The organism is Segatella copri, assembly GCF_003465495.1.
Taxonomy (GTDB): domain Bacteria; phylum Bacteroidota; class Bacteroidia; order Bacteroidales; family Bacteroidaceae; genus Prevotella; species Prevotella copri_G.
On the sequence record NZ_QSAV01000001.1, the window covers coordinates 86,653 to 107,700 of the forward strand.

The window sequence follows — 21,048 nt, forward strand, 5'->3', positions numbered from 1 at the left end:
TTAAAATGTCAGGTCGAAACCTAAGTTAAATCTGCGTACGGTTGGATAAGCACCATTTGCCGAGTTGCCGCTGAAGTTATTCTCACGGTCATCAGGCATATTGGTCCAGAGCAGCAGGTTGTCACCATTCAGATATACACGGAGTGAATTCAAGTGCATCCGTTTCACCCAAGCGCCCCTGAAGGTATAAGCTATCTCGGCATTCTTCAGGCGCAGGAAAGCTCCGTCATAGAAGTAACGGGTACCGGCATTTCCCTCGTCTGCCACTGTGGTCCAGCGTGGCAAAGACAACTCTCCACCCGGATTGGATGGCGTGAAGTAAGAACCCTCCTTAAAGGCAATGTGGGTTTCACGCTCAAAGGTTGGGAAGTTCACCTCGCGGGTAACATTGGTTACACCATAGAACTGTACCGTTACGCTCAAGCCCTTCCACTCTGCTCCCAATGTAGTACTGAAGGTATTCTCAGGAATAGGGGTATACTGATAAGGCGCCTTGTCATCTTTTGTAATCTGACCGTCACCATTGAAGTCTGAAATAATGGCATCACCCGTATATTTCTCTGAATCATGGCTACCCCAGGTAGGTACGGCATAGAGATCATCCCAGTTGCGGATAAAACCATGATCAATGTAACTATTGTTCTGGTTCTGACCGATGGCATAACCCGCCTTGTTCAGATAACTTGCCTGAAGCTTTGGATCATCGGCAAACTTAATCTCGTTGGTAGCATGGGTCATATTGAAGTTTGCCCATGTACGCAGATTCTTGTTCCATGCCTTGTTCACCTTCAGGCTCAACTCGTAACCCTTGGCATCCACCGAACCCACATTGGCAACCGTGTAGTTCATACCATAGTAAGAAGGGATGGAACGGTCGGTTAAGAGCACATCGGTACGCTTGTCGCTAAATACATCCAGCGAACCGGTAATCAGTCCGCCCAGGAATCCGAAGTCGAAACCCAGGTTGCGCTTCTCTGATGTCTCCCAACGCACGTTAGGGTTTCCGATGCGGGTAAGGCGATATATAGTATAAGGTGAATCATAAGTATTATCACCACCCAGATAGGTCTTACCACCATAGGAATACTGGTCGGAATAGAGATAAGAACCTCCGGTAGAATCATCACCGATGCGACCCCAGGATGCACGCACCTTAAACATATCTACATATTTCCTGATGTTCTTCATGAATGGCTCCTCGGTGATAGTCCAACCGAGAGAAGCTGATGGGAAGAACTTGAAGCGATAGTCGGGACCAAACTTCTCAGAACCGTTGTAGCATCCGTTCAACTCGAGCATGTAGCGCATCGCATAGTTGTATGTGGCACGGAACACCCAGTCTTCACGATAATGCTTGAAAGAAGAACCGTTGGCATATTCGTTGCGGTTGAATACACCCATTGCACCCACTTCATGATTGCCGAACTTGCGGTTCCAGTCGAGCTGAGCCAGATAATAGAGACGGCGATAAGTTGCATCCGTTTTTACCTTACCGCCATTGATGGTCCATGCCACAGACTCATGGTAATCCACGCTCTGGTCATAGGAAACTGAGCCATCATCAGGGTTAATCCACTTCAGCTGCGGATCCATATACTGGTCGCTGATACCACGCTTCTCCTCTACCATCGTATTGTCAAGAGAAACCTTGGCAACAAACTTCAGACCCTTGGTCAGGAAATCGAGTTTCTGGGTAAGAATAAAGTCGGTGGTAATCTGTGTATTGGTACGGTTCTCCACACCGCTTCGGGCAAGGCTCATCACAGAGTTAGGACAGTCGGCCTTACGTGGACCATAGTATCCATAAGTTCCGTCAGAATAAATAGGACGCATGGCATCTGGAGCTGCATGATAAACAGAAGCCCAATAGGCACTGGAATCACTCGCCTTGTCCCAAGGGAAATGGCGGACACCGTTACTACCGAAAAGGTTGGTAGAGAACAGAGTGGTCTTGGTCAGGTTGAAGTCCAGGTTGGCACGCATGTTAATACGGTTATAGCCGAAACCAGACTTATAGCCACGACCGCTGGTGAAGTCCTTGAACAGGTCACCTTCGTGAGAGAAGTCAACAGCTGCAAAATACTTCACGAGTTTGGTACCTCCCGAAACATCCACGCTGGCATTGTAAGACATGGCAGTATTATTGAATAACTCCTTCTGCCAGTCAACGTTAGGATATCGGTCCCATTCCTCAGCATTAGCAGGGTTACGATACTTGTCAATAATAGCCATTGGCTTGTAAGAACCCCAGGATTTTTCGTCGCTGATGTTCAGCTCGCGCTCTACCACTCTATTCAGAAGACGGAAAGTATCGTAAGAATCATATTTCTCAGGCAACTTGGAAACCACCTTCATGGTAGCATTCGCCTTCACGTGTACGGCAGCCTTACCTTCCTTACCACGCTTGGTAGTAATGAGGATGACACCATTACCACCCTTCACACCATAAACGGCAGTGGCAGAAGCATCCTTCAATACGGAAATGCTCTCTACTGAAGAAAGGTCAACGGTGTTCATGGCACGCTCCACACCATCCACGAGGACGAGAGGGTCATTGGAACCGTTGATAGATGTCTGCGTACGGATTACGATCTTAGGATCTTCCTCACCTGGCATACCTGTAGAAGAGAAAGTAACGACACCTGGAAGATTACCTGTCAGTGCCTGACCCAAAGAAGAAACTCCGGCATGACGATTCAAGGTTTTCGCATCTGTCTGTGCAATAGAGCCGACAACAGAGGCTTTCTTCTGCTGGCCATAACCAACCACTACTACCTCGCCCAATGTATTGTCATCAGTCAAGGTAATTTTAAACTGTCTTTTCTTACCTACTTTAATCGTTTTAGATTCCATACCGATATAGGTAATGACAAGGGATGAATTTTCAGAAGGTACTGCAATCTGAAAGTTACCATCCATGTCGGAGATGACACCCGAAGTGGCATCACCCTTCACTTTCACAGTAGCACCAATCAGTGGCTCTCCTGTGCCGTCAACAATACTACCCTTCACGGTAATCTTCTGGGCTTGTGCGTTCAAGCTGCAGAAGGCTCCCACGAGGCATAGAGCTGCTGTCCGTTTAAATGTAAACACTTGTTCAATCATGTTGTATCATTTTAATTAAGTTTGTTTCTAGGTGTTGTTAATTCTTGTATAAAGAACACGGCTGCAAAGGTAGAAAACTGTCATGAGAACGTGTTTTCTTGATGTTCCAATTGTTTCATCTCTTGTTACAGCACACCGTAACTAACACATTTTCTGTATTTTATGATAAACTAAAAAAAAGAAACATGTTATAGCACAAAAAATGGCGCATATCACTATGCACCACTTCCGAAAACAATTAAACCTGTTTCACAACAGTCTTGCAGTTCATCAATATGAACTGTTTTCTTTTTATAAAAGCATAAATCTAAAAATAAATATCATATTATTATATATACTACAAAATTACTACAAAAAATAAAAATCATGTTTGGTAGACGTTCCAAAAGATTTTCATAATAACACATGATAAAGAAAAAGACCAAAAAATAAAAAGATGACCTCACGTTTTGCGAGGCCATCTTTCACATTTAACAATCTATCTCACATATTTTATCTCAAAACCACCTTCTTGCCATTATGGATATAGATACCCTTGGTTGGGTGTTCTACTCGCTTACCCTGAAGCGTGTACCAGCCAGAGTTCCGTCTGGTCTCCTGCCCGCTGACATTCTCAGCACTCTCAACCTGCTCGATGCCCGTAGTGCCATCGTTCCAACCGCCATCGATGCTTCTTGAACGGAAAGCACTGGTCATGGAAATCTTCAGATGACCTACCACTACCTCAAGCCATGAACCACTGCCACCCCAGCTGTTTGCCACAGGAGTGAAGCGGAAGTGATAGTAACCCGTGTGGGAAGCGGTGAATCGTACCTGACCACTATTGCTGCCATAAGTATTTGCACCGGTGTTCTTGTTCACATTCTTGGTACACTGGATAATCTGAGAACCCAGCACGTTGTTGCTCTCGTCGAGAACCTCACACTTCAGATAAGGAGACCCCGACCACGCCACGGCATTATAAGAGAATACATAGCTGCCCTGCTTCAACGAGAAGCCATAGCCCCAAGTAGAACCAAACTCAGCGTAGCCTGCCTTGCGGGCATCGCTCTGACGGATGTAAAGACCCGTAGAAAAATCACCACCGGCAAACTTGAAGATACGTGGACCTATGCCAGCTGCACCAGCAGCCTTCTGCTCTCCGGCATCAACAATCTTCCATCCGGCAGGAACCTGTCCCACGGCATTCAGTGCCAGCGGATTGCCCTTGAAGTAAAGAGCCACATTGCCTACCAGAGCCTCAACCCAGGCACCACCTGTGCCCTTGGCATCTGCCACAGGGGTGAAACGTACACGGTAATTGCCCTTAATCATGGAATAGAACGAGAGAGAAACCCTGGTGGTACCCGAGAGATAAGCCCCCATATTGCCATTGGCATTGCCATTTGCCTTGACGATGGTAGAAGCAAGAACGGCATTCTGAGGGTCGAACACCTCTACCTTCATGTATGGAGCACCCTTCCAGGCAGCTACATTGCAGCTCAGCTCATACTCGCCATATACCAGAGGCAGGGTATAACCGTTGGTATTACCATATTCTATATAGCCAGCCTTATCGGCAGAAACACTTCTCACATAGAAAGCATTCTTGAAATCACCAGAGAAATTCATGATGCGAGGACCTCTCGACTTATTGCCGGCATAAACCTGAGTGCCATTATCTGCCACCGTCCATCCCGAAGGAACAAATCCGCTGCCATTGCCCCACGACTTGATGATGTTCTCGCCCTGGGTACTGCCAGAAGTAGAAGAACCGGTAGAAGGCTGAGTATTCGGGTTAGAAGAAGACGTACCAGCAGACTTATGAGCATAGTCTTTCTTGGAATACTCATAATACCAGTAGAAGCAGGTCTGACCGCAAGCCTCAGGATTAGCCTCCAATCCAGCCTTGATTTGACCAGTTTTCAGGAAGTTGTCGATATCAAGATAATCATCAGTACTGGTCAGCGTCATGCTGATGTTTCCGAAATGATCCATCACCTTCTTCCAGGCATTACCCCATTTGCTGGTAGTGGCAGTTCCCCATGAACCCAGGTTGCTGGCCACCCACTGTCCAAACTCATTATACTTACCTGCACCAGGTTTTTCCGGACTCCAGTCTATCTCAGAAACAAGAATCGGTTTATTCTTTACCACAGGCACCTGCTTCTGGAAATTATAGATGAAAGCATTGGAATCATAGTTGGTATCACTTGCCCCATACCATCCCGGATACACATGCACGGCATAGCCGAAGTTGCTGTCGGAAACAGGATAAGAGGCATAATTCTCATACTGGCTCTGGTAGCCCGTGCCAGGAATCCAGATAATACCCTTGAAGCCATTCTTACGAATCACATCAACCACTGGTTGGAAATAATCTCGCATGGCTGTGGCAGAACTCTGACCATACCTATTATATATATGAACAGGCTCGTTGGCAAGTTCCAGGGATACGATGCCTGAATTATTCTTCACCCAACTGTTGCTGGAAACAATGTTCCACACCGTTTTAAGATAATTCTGATAAGCATCTCCTACCTTCAAATCCTTAGGACATACGCCTGGAGGACGAATCACCACATACAAGCCATGATTGATGGCCTTCTGCGCAATAGGCAGATAAAGGGCATCAAGATACTTCTGCAAACGGGTAACACTGAAACGCGATATATTAGCCTCTCCAGTATCAGAACCCGTTGACTTCTTGTTGGGATCATTGGTCCAGCCTGGTTCGAGATGAAGACGGAAGATATTACAATAGGTACCTTTGGCAGGATTCTGGAGTGCTCCAAAAATCTTGTCATAATAGCTAATGCATGGCTGAATATTGTTATCAGTACAAGTATTACCCCAACGGTATTTGTTGAAGTAAGGACTCGGTGTATCCATCACACCATGCAAAACCACTTTGTTACCATAGGCATCATTCAACTGATTGCCATTCACATGAAGCGGCGAAACCACTCCAAACTGGGCGAACAGACATGACGGTAGCAACACAGCCGCCAATATCGCCAAAAATCTCTTTTTCATTTGTTTTTAGGTTGAAATATAAAAGTTTATAATTGTTATAATGCCGATGATTTTCACCGACTTTCTTTATTAAAGCTGTTAAAACGACGCAAAAATAGCGATTTATTCGATTCATTACTTTATCTCATGTAACAAATACTTTGTTATGGTTTTCATGTCGAATAATTATCTAAGAGTGTCTGTTTTATAAAACAGAAAAGATGCCCTCGCGTCTTTTGCTAGGACATCTTTTCTGTTGCTATTCCCTAAACTTCCACCAATCCAATACAATCGTCTTATCTTCATCAATCATAAAGTTCATACCTATCTTTTCCACGGTTTTGCCTCTTAGGGCAAAAGCATCAGCATAATGCTTGTTGTTGATTTGTTCAAGAGCCTCTTGTGCCGACTTATTAAATTTCAGTTCTATCACATAGATGGTATCCTTTGTTTCCATTGTAATGTCTGTTCTTATACCGAGACTTAAAATCTCTTTTATGAAATATAGGAGTAGAAAAAGAATACTAAAAAAAGAAAGTCGCTGATTATTAGCCTAATACGTGATTTTTAACAGTTTTTTCTTTTTCAGACCTTTTTTTTTATGCCATTACTTTATATAATATTTACTATCAAATCGAGTGCCCTCTTTTTCTATCTCCTTCCCAACCATAGAATAGAGCATCTTTCGAATCTCTTTCATATCTATATCAGGAATGCGCTCTGCTATATCAGATATTTTACTCAAAGGATGCACACGGAGATCTTCCATAATTAGTGCCTTAAGAACATGTGGTTCTATAGTCTTCAAACTAGTAACAATGTTAGATTTTGCATTTTTCAGCAAAGTTGTATTGATTTGGAAAAATGATCCTTTCTTGACGCCACCTTTCGTTATCAGATTGCTTTTGTCTAAGTTATCGATATAGCTTCTCAATCGTTCTTCTGCAGATAGCTGGAGGATTTTAGATAAATCAGTTGCGGCAATGCGTTTCTCTCTGGCTATGATACCGAAAGCTATTTTGTTCTTTTGGGAAAGCTGATAATTATGGTCAACATAATCCATCAGGCGAACAACTTCTTTATCCGTAATCTCTGCACTTTGATATACCGTGACAGTGTTGAATGTTGATTCTATCTCTGGTTGTTTCTTTGCTTCAACGGCATCCAACTCATAAATCAAGTCATAGCCAGAGCCCTCACCTTCCATCAATCCAAGTGCAGTCAGTATCTCAATCATATTCGGATTACGTCTGTGCTTAGTATGAAGGATGTTGTCTTTGGTTACACCCAAAGGGAGACCACCAGGATTGGAGATGCTGATATAACCTGGATATACCTTGATTGTGATGTCGTTAGAGATGGTTCTTGAACTATGAGCCAAACTGTTAACAAGCAACTCTCTGATTAAGTTCTCGTTATAATAGCGTACTGTCTTACGGAAGAGTCCATTAGGCATCTCATAGCTATAGGTCAACTCTACAGCCTTATCCATAATATCTTCCAAAAGTTCTTTCGGATTACGTGTATTGTCACGCCATTCCAATTTGTTGGTTTTGTTCTCCAAGTCATCATATACGATATATTGCACAGTGATAGGATAGCAAATACGGCTACGCTGTTTGGCTGTACCAATCCATAAGACACCAAGATTAGTCATCTTGTTACCGTCAAGAAGATGGTATTGTTCGCCAATTTCCATATCGTCGAGCTGCTTGATATGCTGCTTCACTCTATCAGATTGGCGTATATCATTAGCGAATTTAGAGAGATTCGTCTTATTCTCATCTTCCAATTCAAATCGTGTTGGCACAAGTTCCCATTGGAAAGCTCCTTTCTCTTCTCCTACACGTTGAATATCTTCACTACGAACCGGCTCGCATTTGTCTGCGACACGGATGTACATTTTGCCATCAGAAGTGGTGGCATATGAATGGAGTGAAGGGAATACTGTGATGGCAAAGTACTGACTGCCAGTTTCGTCTGCACAAACGTCGCCTACAGCAAGACCTACGTTGAAACAGAGTCCACGCAATCTTGTAACGGCACTATTTGCCTCTTCTTGTGGTATAACCTGATTGGGAGCAGGCTTCTTGGTCTTGTCTTCTACGCCAATCATAATTTGTCCACCTTGTGCATTGGCTAAAGCCACACAAGTAGTGGAGAGCTCTTTGAATCCTTTCTCTCCAGTTCGAATCTTTTGCAGACTCTTGTATTCTATCTTTTGTTGCTCTGTATTCATGTTTACTTGTTAATCTTTAAACAGATACAAAGATAAGCAAAAATCCCGAAACCGCCAAGCGATTTCGGGATTTATTATGTATTCAACTATGTCCCCAATACCTTGAAGGGGATTTTATCAGTATTCTTACTATCTGTTCAGTTCCTTGATGATTTTCTCCAGATTGTCAAGCTGGCGGGCATCCACTTTCACATCTACCAGATTTCCTTTCTTATCGAAGAGACGATAGGATGGGAAGGAGCTAATGTTGAGATAGTTCTCGATGGCACTCTGCTGAGCCGCTGGCAAATTGTAGTGGGCGATATTGTCGCCAACCAGATTATTCAGTTTGATGAGATTTTTCCATGACTCTTCAGGACTGTTGTTTGCCATGTAAAGATATACCACATCGTATGGCGCCAAGCGTTCGAACTCTTCCTTCGAATGGGCAAGAGCCATCTTGCACGGGGCACACCAAGTTCCCCAGACATCCAGCAATACAAGTTTTCCCTTATAAGGCTCCAATATATGGCGAAGAAGTTTCTCACCATCGCTCATATCCTGCGGAGCTGTCTTGAGACTAGCTGTTATGTCCCTGTTCTGCAAAGACAGGTACTTACGGTGTTCTGCCAATACTTTCTCCCTGAGAACTTCAGAACTGATGCTGTGTTCTACCAGGTCAAGCCCATAACTATTGAGTGGCATGGCTAGTCTTTCCAACACATGAAGAATAGCCTTGGAGATGATGACATCTTTCTGCTGCTGGTTGCATCCCATGCTATCAGCTATATGCTGGGCATAATATACATCGAGGAGAGGAGTCTCATCCTTAAGCATCTTGGCAATATCTTCTCTTCCAATGATGGCCGTAGCGCGCTTGGCAAGGGCTGAGTTGGAAAAAGCATTTCCTATTTTCTCCTGCTCCTTGGCATCTGTCGTCTGATATTGCTTGATAGTCATGCTATCCAGATTCTTAGCCCATTGTTCCACCGTAGCAATTTCAGAATTTGTTATCGCAATATCCCCCTGAGCCTTGTGCTTTCTCAACAGTTCCGGATAATAATTGGTGAACAAGAATCCATAGGTCTTCCCCATGGGTGTACTGTACTTTAATCTTGCTTCCTGGTCGATGAGATCTTTTGTCAGCATATTATAGTCACGAAACTGAGTATAAGGCTGCGGAATCTCCTTCCATATTTTTTCCACTTGGCTCACATATTCCTGAGGGAAAACATTGTCTTTCACGTGATATGCTCCTTGCAAGATATCCGTAGCATAAGTGCAGAGAAGGTATTGAGCCGCGTACTCCTGATAACATCTGGAAATAGATGCCGATTTTTCTATCTGTTTCCGTAAGTTCCCTTCAGCCTCCTTATATCTGGATTCAAGAATCTGCATCATCTCCTGGGCTGGAACCTTATTCTCAGACTTACCTGCATAGCCTGCGTTAATCATTGGGAAAGGATGCGCTAGCAATTCGTTTTGCAAGCGGCATTTTTTGCCCATGAAGATGGAATGTCCAGACTTGAAGTCATAAAGCAGATAATAGGTCTCACCCGGCTCCAATACCGTGTTGACATAAGTATGTTTCCAGTCCATGAAAACCTCGGTAGAGTTGATGAGGGGTACTTTGATCTCAAATCTGCCAAGTGAATCGAGCTTGCTATAATTGCTCACTTCCTTGAATGTACAGAAAAGATCCTCATACTTCACACAATACTCCTGCCCTCTATCCCAAAGTTCCTTAGGCATATTTCTGAGCCATCCCACAACAATAGCCGTATCGGGCTTGTTATGAGTATCCTTCAGACTTGTGGTCTCATCTTTCTGCGGATAATCCGGAAGGGTGGAAGTGGTAATGAGCGAATATTCGGCTTTCTTGCCGTTGATGCTCATCGTGCGCTTGCCATGTTGAGGTTTGTCGATGTTGACAGCCAGGTCGCTCTTGCCATCGGTAAGGATGAAAGAGTACTTGTCGCCCTTCTGATTCTTCTGCTTGTATTGCCAGTAACGGCAGTCGTAGATGGCGAAATCTTCATAGAATCCTATCTCCCAATCGCCGGTCGCATCGTTGCGCCAAAGCGAGGAGAAGAGCTGTTTGATGCGGGTATCGATATTCTCGATGCCAAATATCTTGAAGTTCTTCTTGCCGTCACCTTCCAGGAAGTCAAACTTTCGGGTCTTCTTGGGGAGCGGTGCGAAGTGGAAGACCACATCCTCCTTGCCTGAGCTAGGCATATAGTGTTCTTCGTCAAGTTTCAGTCCATCACAGCTCTTGACGAGATATTTCTTGCCATCAGCAAGGAGATAGGTTTCCTTCACAAACTTTATCCAATAGTGTGGGGGAAAAGTGATGTGCATGAACACTCGTGTTTCATCATCTGCGAATTCCACACGATAGATGTTGAGTTGAGATTGAAAAGGATCATAAAATAGCTGGTTCGATTCAGCTATCGGCTGTTCCCAGACAATAGTTTTCTTGCCATTCCCAGCCCAACAAGTACAGAGACATAGGACTGCAATAAGTACACAAAGGATTCTTTTCATAATTCGATTATTTTATTGGATTGATACTATTGAAAGCAGTATATATTAAAGTATACCGTTACTTAATATTCAATAGAAACATCCAGTTTCTTCAAATCCTTATCAGCCGAACTGCTGCCGTAATAAACCTCATACTTTCCTGCCTTGGCACGGACGGTATTGGTTGCAGCATCGAAGAGTTCGAAGTTTCTGCTATCCAGCGTAATGACAGCCTCAGCAGTTTTTCCTGCCTTCACCTCCACTCTCTCGAAAGCCTTCAAGCTCTTCAATGGTCCTTCGGTATCGGCAGGATCCTTCACATACACCTGCACCACCTCGGTTCCATCCTTCTTTCCTACATTGCTTACCGGTACCTTCAGCGTAATCTTCTCACCCTTCTTCAGGATAGAGTTGGAAAGTGTAGCATCGCCAATACGGAAAGAAGTGTAGCTCAAGCCGTAACCGAATGGGAAGAGTGCATCGTTCATATAACGATAGGTTCTGCCCTTCATGCTGTAATCCTTGAAATCAGGCAACTGCTCAGAATTCTTATAGAACGTAATAGGCAACTTGCCGGCAGGATTGTACTCTCCGAAGAGTACACGAGCCACAGCCTCACCACCTTCCTGACCAGGATACCAGGCTTGGAGAATGGCATCGCAACTCTCTGTCTCTGGAGTCAAGGCGATAGCCGAACCCGAACAGTTGACAAAGACAACCTTTTTGCCCGCCTCCTTCAAAGCCTTCAGGAAATTGCGCTGAACCTTAGGCAATTCGATGTTGGTGCGGTCACCACCCTTGAAGCCAGAAATCTCGATAGGCATTTCCTCACCTTCCAACTGTGGAGAGATGCCACCTACGAAGACTACTGTCTCGCAATCCTTCAACTTCTTGAGCGAAGCCTGATAGTCGATAGGATTCTCATGCCCGATATTGAACTTCATGTCCGCATTATAGTTAGGCATCTCGTGATAGCGAATCTCTATCTTATACTCCTTGCCCTTCTCGGCTTGGAACTCGATACGACTCTCGGTAGTGCGCCAGATAGAATGCTCTGCCTTCTTCTCACCATTCAGATAAACCTCGTAGTGACCGCAACCAGCCACGTCGAGCAACACCTTGTCTGTCTGCTTAGGACGGAACACGGTTTCATATTTTGCAGAGAAGCCCACCAGCTTCACATTAGGAGCGAAGGAGTGCTGACCATAGGTCGTTACCTGCACAGGATTCTTCTCCTGGGTGATGACAACAGGCTTGCCTTCCATCTTGCGATTGTTCCAGAAAGTGCCCTTAAAGCCCATCTTGCCATCCATGCTACACTGGTCGAAGTAAGAATTCAAAACTTGGTCGTTCACCAAGTCGCACCCTTTAAAGGTGACGATCTGGTTTTTCTTCAAACGACTCTTGATACCATCCAGGATGGTAATTGTCTGTCGTGGAGTACCATTATAGTTTCCCCACATCATCGGTTCGTTATCCACATTTGGTCCGATGAAAGCAATCTTCTTTACCTTTTTATCGAGAGGTAATACCTCATTCTTATTTTGGAGCAGCGTCATGGTCTGCAGAGCCATATCGAGCGAGAGCTGGCGATGCGCCTTACTGCAAAGCACCGATACTGGAATCTTCGACCATGATACGATCTTGTTGTCATCCATCTCGCCCAAATCGAAACGACCTTCGAGCAGACGAATCACATGCTTATCAACTTCATCTTCAGTCAAGGCACCATACTTCACAGCCTCAGGCACAGACTTATATGCATAATTATATCCACACTCCACATCTGTACCAGCCAGCACGCCCTTGGCAGCCGCATTTCTGGCATTGCTCGAAACCTTATGATTCTCCCAGAAATCAGTAACAGCGCCACAGTCGGAAACTACCAGGTACTTGAATCCCCACTCGTCCCTGAGAATCTGCTGCAAAAGGCGGGTGTTGCCGCAGCATGGTTCATCATCCCAACGCTGATAGGCACACATCACCTCACGCACCTTGGCATCCTGCACAAGTGATTTGAAGGCAGGCATATAAGTTTCCCAAAGGTCGCGCGGTGTAACATCGGTAATATTGTCTGTATGGCGAGCCCATTCTGGTCCGCTATGAATTGCATAGTGCTTGGCACAAGCCCAGAGTTTGCGGTATTTCGTATCTTCAGGTCCCTGCAATCCGCGCACCACGGCACATCCCATCCTACTGGTAAGATAAGGATCCTCACCATAGGTTTCCTGTCCACGTCCCCAGCGAGGATCACGGAAGATATTCACGTTTGGAGTCCAGACAGAGAGGGCATGGAAACGGGTTACATCTCCTCCCTTCTGCTGCAGTTCATTCCATTTGGCACGCATCTCATCAGATGTTGCATCAAAGACTCTATACACCATTCTGTCGTTAAACGAAGCTGCCATTCCGATAGGTTCCGGAAAAACGGTTACATCTCCCATGTTCGCCACACCATGCAGTGCCTCGCTCCACCACTGGAATCTCTTGATTCCCAATCGCGGGATAGCCGGCGAATCATCCAACATCAGAGAAGCTTTCTCTTCCAAAGTGAGACGACCACATAAATCTACCGCTCTCTCATGAGCCGAGAGGGCTGGATTCTGATAAGGAAACTGCTGAGCTGAGGCATTGCCGGAGGACATAGTTACCACAAACATCAAAGCTGCGTATATAACATTCTTGTTCATTGTAATTACTATTAAGCTATTAGTATATTAAATTGTTATTTGCGCTGCAAAGATAAACAAAAAAGCAGAATACTACTTTATCACAAGTATCAAATACTTTATATAATGTAACACTTACAGCTGTATCTTTACAGCCTTTCCGTCATATTCCACACTCTTGCTTGCCTGCATAGGCTGATCGCCCGCACCACTATTGGTATCCACCAGTACGATATGGAATCTGCGATGCTGGAGCATTCCCTTATAGCTGCCCTTGCGTGGTGCGATGTTCAGGGTTCTGTCTACTTCATTCCAAACAAACTGGATTTCCGAGAATTTACCCTTCTCGTAATTATAGTTGTCGCCCTCATCCTCATAGAGCGTAAATTTACCATCAGCACCAGGATAGACACGAATCTCCAGTTCATCCCAAGGTTTCTCTGAACTATACTGCACTTCAGGACCGAATGGCAGGATGGTACCTGCCTTGATGAATACAGGCATGATGTCGATAGGACAAAGGCGCTGGATATCTTGACCGCCCTCATACTGGGTGTTGCTCCAGAAATCATACCATTTATTACCCTTTGGCAAGTAAACATTCACAGGCGCAGCTGCCTTCCTTACATCAGGATAGATGGTATGGCCCTTCTTCTCCTTATCCTTCCAAGTGTATAAAGGATCGGTTACCGGCTTCACCAGAATGTTGCGGCCGAAGAGATACTCATCGTTCAGACGGGAAGCCTTCTTGTCTGCCGCATAATCCATTACCAGGGCACGCATCATGCTTCCGCTATTCTGTACACAGTCGCCAGCCGTACTGTAGATATAAGGCAAAAGGCGATAGCGCAGCTTGATGGCCTTAATCATAGCATCATAAGCCCAGTCGCCCTGCTTTCCGAATTCATACAGTTCGCTTACCATCGGCGAAGAACAGTGGTTGCGCATCAATGGCATGAAGGTTCCCCACTGCATCCAGCGGGTCTGCAATTCCTGAATGGCTGGATTCTTTGGATTCTGTTCAAACTCCCAGTAGAAGAAACCACCTAGGTCGGTGTTCCAGAATGGGATACCGCAGAGCGAGAAGTTCAAGCCCGATGGAATCTGATTCTTCATCTCGTCCCAGGAAGCCACCACATCACCGCTCCAGCAGATGGTGCCATAATGCTGAATACCGAGACTGCCGCTTCGAGTCATCTGGAGCGAACGCTTTGTGTTGCCCTTCATCGCTCTCTGGTGCTCGTAGATGCTCTTGTTGTGCAACAATGGGAAGGCGTTCTTCACACCCAACCATGAACCATCGAAGGTCTGATAGTTCTCATCGCCCGGCTTCTCAAAATGGTCTGGCTCCGTAGAATCGGTCCACCAGGCATCAAAGCCCATCTGGTAGAGATGAGTAAGATACTTCCAGTAGAGGTTGCGAGCCTTCGGATTGAAGACATCGTATGGCATCACGCCACTGTTTCTTGGCCACGTTTCAAAAGGAAGGAGGGCATTCATCTTCTTCAGTTCACGATACTGCTCTGTCCAAGGACCGAAACTTGCCCAGATGGAAATCATCAGATGGGCATCGTTCTTATGAACATACTTCACCATCTCTTCCGGACTCTTCAGACGGGGTTCTCCCTGTACCTTCATCTGCTTCATATCGGTAGGAAGATACTTGGCATAGGCTGGGTCGCCCACCTTATTTATATAGTATGGGTTCTGGAACTTCATCGCATTCCAGTTGGAGTCGCATCCCCAATACTGCCAGTCCTGCACGATGGCATCAGTAGGAATCTTCAGTTCGCGATACTTGTCCAACACGCCAGCCAGTTCATCACTGGTCTTATAGCGCTCACGGCATTGCCAGAAGCCCATCGCCCATTTCGGGAACATCGTAGCCTGTCCGGTGAGTTCACGGATGCTGGCGATGACTCCATCTTGCGTACCATCCTTATACATGAAATAGTAGTCGGCGCAGGTTCCCACTTCACTGGTAAAGGAAGTGCATGATGGCTGGTTGCCATTATTCTTGGATGCTACGATATCATTGAAATAGGTTTTTCCTGCATTGTCCCAGTAAAGACCATAGCCCTTCTCACTGGTGAAATAAGGGATGGCGATATAAGTATTATTGTTCCAGAGTACGATATTCTGTCGACCACGCTGATTCATGTAAACATCGCGCAACTGTCCCAGACCATAGATGGCCTCGTCATCAGCAAGACGGAAGTCCTGCTCTATACGGTACTTGCCCTTGTTGGCTTCATCCTTGCGAGCTTCCAGACGGGTCTTCGTATCAGTAAGCAGCAGCTTTCCATCCTTCGAAAGGAAGCGGATTTCGCCAGTCTGCTGATTCAGTTCAACGGAAATAAAACTAGAATTGATTTTTACAATATCACCGTTTTCCTGTATTTGAACGCCCTTCATCTGCTGAGATTTCAAGATGACAGAATAGCTTTTCTTCTGAACAGGAGCACCAAGTCCGGCATCAGATTTCAAGATGCGGACGATGGATGGAGAATAGAATTCGATGGTTACATTCTGCTGAGCCACCTGACGGGTGATAGACTTGGCAGCCGCACCTTTCTGGGTGCCTGCCACCTTTACATTCTTGGCGCTGAGTTCACTTGGAACGCCAACGACAGCGATGCCCAAAAGGGCAATGAAAGATAAATTCTTTAGCATACTTCTGTTTATTTTATTAGAGGGTTTATGATTGGGACGCTTCTCGATTGTCAAATCATCATGAATTTATTGTTGTCTGAAATTCCATTTAGAATTATCGCTATTGAAATCGAAAGGAGCCAAGCCTGGGGTACAATCGCCGAGTGAAACCAAAGCCAGTTTCTCTTCTGTGCCTGGCACTGCCTTTGGCATGATGCGATAGGTGCCATCGGTAAGCTGCTCGATACGCCAAAGCTGGGCATCTTCACCCGTAAACTCAGGTTTGGCAATGACATCATGCTGAGCGGTTGCGGTAAGATAGCAAGTAGTGCCTTCTATGCAGATTTTATAATAAGGACCACCCAGATAACCACCCTTTCCGGCAGGCATGATATTCCACTTCTGATGAGGACGGAACATATAATCGTTCATTCTTACCTTTACCTCGCCCTTAGGCCATTCTGCCTCTACCTCCTTCAAGGTCTGAGGTTCGATATTCTTCAGAGGCTTGGTCGGCTTAATCCAGAAAGGTTCGATATCCCGCTGCATTCTCACGAAATCTACGGCAATCTCCAGAGCATAGCCTCTTCGTTCCGATTCTATCTCGTAGGTTCCGGCATGAAATTCATCACCAGCCACAGGCCAGTCGTTCTTCCACAACAAAGGACGGATGGCCAACACGCTTCGTCCTCCCTGTCTGAAATCAGACTCATAGTGGAACGACATCTTTTCTACACCCTCTTCCTCGATATAGCGGCCGAAGTGACCGGGACCCGTCTTCAGATTATTGGCAGCAATCACCATTTTTCCACCGCCCTGCAACATCTCTCTGCCCACATTATCTACGTATGGACCGGTTATCTTTCGCGAACGTCCCACCACGATATTGTAGGTAGAATTAGGACCATCGCAACAGGTGCCATGGGTGCCGAGAAGATAATACCAGCCGTTGCGGTAAATCAAATCAGTAGCCTCGCAGTCGATGGCGATATTGACGGGTTCGTTGCCTTCCATCCGCTTACCTGTCTTCGGATCAAGTTCTACCAGACGGATAAATCCGAAATAGGTACCATAACTGAGCCAGAGTCTGCCGGTAGTAGGGTCGAGCAACAAGCCCGCATCAATGGCATCACAGTCTTCATCATCCAATGAAGAAGCTACCACCACCGGTTCAGTATATTTGAAATCAGGCGATTTCGGATCAAGCGTTTTGTTCCACATCGTCAGGACATCACCGCGATGACTGCCTCCCAATCCACCACCCGTAGCACTGTAGGCTACAAGATAACGGTCGCCAATCTTCAACACATCAGGAGCCGCTCCTCTGCCGGGACGAACAGCACCACCCTGCCAGGTCCAGCCATCCTCCGACCAGATTCCACCTTCACCCGTTCCAAAGGTATAATACTTTCCATCACACAGGGCAATGGTAGAAGGATCATGAATGAAAGGTTCGCCCACCTGGGCTTCTGCCTCGTAAGCAGAAGAAGACAACAAGGCAACCAAAGCAGCGACATAAAGTTTCTGCTGAGCAGCAACCGGGCTAAAATATCTGAAAAATATATTGTTCTGTTTCATAACTTTCTTTATTGATTGCACTACTTCACGTGAATAGACAGGTTTCTGACAGGCTTGCCCTGTCCGTCGATGAATCGGACACAGAAGTCGCTCATACCAGGACCATTGATGACTGCACCACGAAGGATATTTCTACCTTTCTTCAAGGTAAGTTTCTTAGAAACCACATCATCGCGAACCATTCTTCGGTCGCCTTCGAGCATCACCGCCTCCTCACCATTGAGCCACCACATGGAAGCACCATTCGAGCCAACAGACAAGCGGACGTCTTTCATCTCCTCAGGGCAATCGATAATGGTAACCGCCCAGAACAAGACACCATACTTGGGTTTCTTAAACGAAGTAGCGAAACGGAAGAGCTTCACATTAAACAGTTTACTGTCCAGCGCATGCCATTTCAGTTTTTCCTTGCCCACCTTCACGACGGCTCCATTCTTAGGAACAGTTTCCATCTGTCTAGGGAAATACTGCGTATGGAATACCTCCTTCAGATAAGAATCTGTAAAAACGACATTGCTCTTGACCGGCATAGAGATGGGCTCCAGAAGCAACCATCTCTGAATAAATCCAGCCGCATTAGGCATGGCAGCCTGCTTGCCGACTGGTCCAAAATAAGGATTGATGTCTACTGGTAATTCCTTATTTTGGGCATCCGCAGAGGAATGCCCAAAAAGGAATACACATAAACAAAACAATCTAACTATTTTTTTTAAAAAGTTGTACATAGACTATTCATTATTATTGAGGTTCGATAATCTGATAACGGCCACTCAGATGCATGAAGGCGAAGAGACGCAACAGTCCGTCGTAATAGCCATCGAAGAAGCCTTCTTTATCCGGTTCATGCTTGGCATTCCAGAAATGACTGACGAATTCCCTGCCCTTCACATGATTGCTGACCAATGAAGCCGCAGCCGAAGTGGCAACAAAACCGATAGAATGACGGAGTGTCTTAGGAGCCGTACCTGCCGGCAGAATATCTTCTACCATTGTGCCATCTACATTATACTGGTCCAGGAAAGAATCAATGCCCTTACTATACAGGAAGTTCTGCAGCGTATTGGCATATTTCTGCTGCCACTCCTTATCCTTGCAAGCCCAGGAATAATCGAGCGCTATATTCATTGGCACTCGCCATGAATCATAACGGAAAGCATCACCCAGCAACCGACCGGTCTTCATCAGACTGCCATCATAGTTGCAATAGTCCGGGTTCAAGCCCGTTTTCTCATTGATACACTTATGCAGGAACTCACGGCTTTTCTCAGCACACTCCTTCCAGAACTGGGAACGTCCGTCGTTAGCCCATTTCGCCCAAACCTCGTAAAAGGCAGGGAGATGGTAAGAAGGGTCGGTAAACTTCCCGCCCCAATGATCGGGCGTAAAGGTGATGAGCTGATGTTCGAGATTGATGAGCGGAGCTGTGCGGTCCATTCCCACCTTCTGCATGCTGCAATCCAGAATATGCTGCGCTTCCTTCAGATAGTTGATGCCCGTATCATTGCCCCATCGGTTGGATGCAAAGATGAGCGAAGTTACGAAATAGAGTTCACCATCCGATGCGGCTCCCTGCGCATTTCTCGTTCCATCAGTCTTGCAGCTCCATGCGAAATAGCCCTTATAAGGTCCTTCCTGATGCTGCATGTATTTCTTGCTCCATCGCCAGAGGCGGTCGAAGATGTCCTTCTTGCCAAACTGCACGGCAGCCATCATTCCATACGACATGCCTTCGGTTCTCACATCATTGTTCTTTATATCGCTGACATATCCCATGGAATCGCCCACCTCGAAATAAACCTTGTTCTTACCGTAGAATACATCATTGAACACTTCGTTCACCTTCCTGTCAATATCAGCCTGCTTATAGCCCATCTCGGCAAAGAGATTACGATACTGGTGAGTTTCGAAAGCTCCCTTTTCCCAAGGCAACGCATCGAAGCCCAGCCAGTCAACCTCTACGTCGGCACCACTCTGCAAGGATACGTGGAGAGCATGAACGCCCTGAGGAGCATGAAGCACCTGGGCACGGATATTCTTCCAGCCAGCCGACTTTGGAATCTTCACCTTAGCGATGATATTGCCCTTCTTGCCATCGGCTCTGACTACGAGCACACCGCCCTTTGAAGACTTGGCACGAATGGTGATTTCTTCCACCTTCTCATTACCGAAATCCACCTTATTATATATAAGAGCTGTATTCGATTTAGAAAAGAGAGTCTTCCAGCCGGCAAAGCAGTTGTTCTTATCCAGATATTCAATACCAATACCCTTGCCTTGCAGCGCAGAATAACGGTCAATCTGAATACGCGAACGAGCCTTCGTCAATCCCACACCTCTTAGCGTAGGTATCACCTTCTGTATCGTTCCGTCAGGATTGAAGTTCAGAGAGTCGATTCGCACCGAGCGGTTCTTGTCGAACTTAGGCGAATAATCATTATGGTGATAGAAGAGATACCACTGTCCCTGATATTCCACGATGCTATGATGATTGGTCCAGCACTTCGTAGGCGACTCATCCATGATGATGCCCTTGAATGTGAAAGGTCCCATCGGATGGTCAGCCATGGCATAAGCCAGCGTTTCGGTTCCATCCTTTTCACGTACCCATGGGAAGGTGAAATAATACTTGCCGTTACGCTCGAAGGCAAATGGACCTTCCTTGAATCCCTCAGGCAACCCCTCTACCTGTTTTGGTTCCGAGGCAAGTTCCGTCATGTTTGGTTTCAGCTTAGCCATGTGCAATCCTGCTCCAGCCCAGTAGATATAAGCCTGTCCGTCCTTATCTATCAGCACACAAGGATCTATGCCGTGCACACCCTCTATGGGTTTCCACATCGGCATAAACGGTCCTTCAGGCTGGTCGGCAACCGCCACACCTATTCCGAATCCCTTCTCCTCCCCTTTCGGAGCAGCAGGGAAATAGAAATAATATTTCCCATCTTTCTCTACACAGTCAGGAGCCCACATCGTATAACTGCCGTCCTGTACCCAAGGTACTTTGTCCTGCGAAACGATGACTCCATGGTCTTCCCAATCCGTCAGATTGCTGGATGAGAAGACATGATAATCAGGCATACAAAACCAAGTCTTCAGTTTCTCGATAGGACTCGGAATATCATGAGAAGGATAGAGATATATCTTCCCATTAAACACACGAGCCGTTGGATCTGCCGTAAACTGACTGTTGATGATTGGATTCTGCGCCAAGGCTGTGTCATAAGACAATACAGCCAAAGCAATGCATCTCATTATTTTTCGAACATTCATTCTTTTATATTAAAATTATTAGTTGATGCTGCAAAATTA

At 45.8% G+C, this 21,048-nt stretch carries 10 protein-coding genes; all 10 read right to left on the minus strand.

The window, feature by feature from the left end; all coding sequences use genetic code 11:
- The 10 genes from DWV53_RS00290 to DWV53_RS00335 all read right to left on the minus strand — a co-directional run bounded on the left by DWV53_RS00290 (position 1) and on the right by DWV53_RS00335 (position 20,991).
- Complete coding sequence (locus tag DWV53_RS00290; RefSeq protein ID WP_118150834.1) at positions 1 to 3,105, minus strand: SusC/RagA family TonB-linked outer membrane protein; 3,105 nt, start codon at positions 3,103 to 3,105, stop codon at positions 1 to 3.
- Positions 3,106 to 3,597: 492 nt separating this feature from the next.
- Positions 3,598 to 6,120 (minus strand): cellulase family glycosylhydrolase, encoded by a 2,523-nt coding sequence (locus DWV53_RS00295; RefSeq protein WP_118150836.1) that lies wholly within the window; start codon positions 6,118 to 6,120, stop codon positions 3,598 to 3,600.
- Positions 6,121 to 6,358: 238 nt separating this feature from the next.
- Positions 6,359 to 6,622 carry a PD-(D/E)XK nuclease domain-containing protein gene (locus DWV53_RS00300; RefSeq protein ID WP_259318876.1) on the minus strand — a complete coding sequence of 88 codons (264 nt, stop codon included), beginning with the start codon at positions 6,620 to 6,622 and terminating at the stop codon, positions 6,359 to 6,361.
- Between the two features lie 84 nt (positions 6,623 to 6,706).
- Positions 6,707 to 8,338, minus strand: a complete 1,632-nt coding sequence (locus tag DWV53_RS00305) for an ATP-binding protein (protein WP_118150838.1) — start codon at positions 8,336 to 8,338, stop codon at positions 6,707 to 6,709.
- Between the two features lie 129 nt (positions 8,339 to 8,467).
- Positions 8,468 to 10,864, minus strand: coding sequence for a TlpA family protein disulfide reductase (locus DWV53_RS00310; RefSeq protein ID WP_118150840.1), 2,397 nt, complete (start codon positions 10,862 to 10,864; stop codon positions 8,468 to 8,470).
- Positions 10,865 to 10,926: 62 nt separating this feature from the next.
- A complete protein-coding gene (gene xyl3A, locus DWV53_RS00315; RefSeq protein ID WP_118150842.1) occupies positions 10,927 to 13,533 on the minus strand; it encodes a xylan 1,4-beta-xylosidase in 2,607 nt (868 codons plus the stop codon).
- A 114-nt stretch (positions 13,534 to 13,647) separates the two neighbouring features.
- Positions 13,648 to 16,185, minus strand: a complete 2,538-nt coding sequence (locus tag DWV53_RS00320; RefSeq protein ID WP_118150844.1) for a glycoside hydrolase family 31 protein — start codon at positions 16,183 to 16,185, stop codon at positions 13,648 to 13,650.
- A 66-nt stretch (positions 16,186 to 16,251) separates the two neighbouring features.
- The gene (locus tag DWV53_RS00325; protein WP_118150846.1) at positions 16,252 to 17,742 is read right to left on the minus strand and encodes a family 43 glycosylhydrolase; all 1,491 of its coding nucleotides are present in this window, start codon (positions 17,740 to 17,742) and stop codon (positions 16,252 to 16,254) included.
- Between the two features lie 20 nt (positions 17,743 to 17,762).
- On the minus strand, positions 17,763 to 18,467 hold the full coding sequence (locus DWV53_RS00330; RefSeq protein ID WP_118150848.1) for an acetylxylan esterase: 705 nt from the start codon (positions 18,465 to 18,467) through the stop codon (positions 17,763 to 17,765).
- Positions 18,468 to 18,480: 13 nt separating this feature from the next.
- Positions 18,481 to 20,991: a glycosyl hydrolase family 8 gene (locus DWV53_RS00335; protein WP_118150850.1), complete on the minus strand. Its 2,511-nt coding sequence runs from the start codon at positions 20,989 to 20,991 to the stop codon at positions 18,481 to 18,483.
- Positions 20,992 to 21,048: the final 57 nt, after the last annotated feature.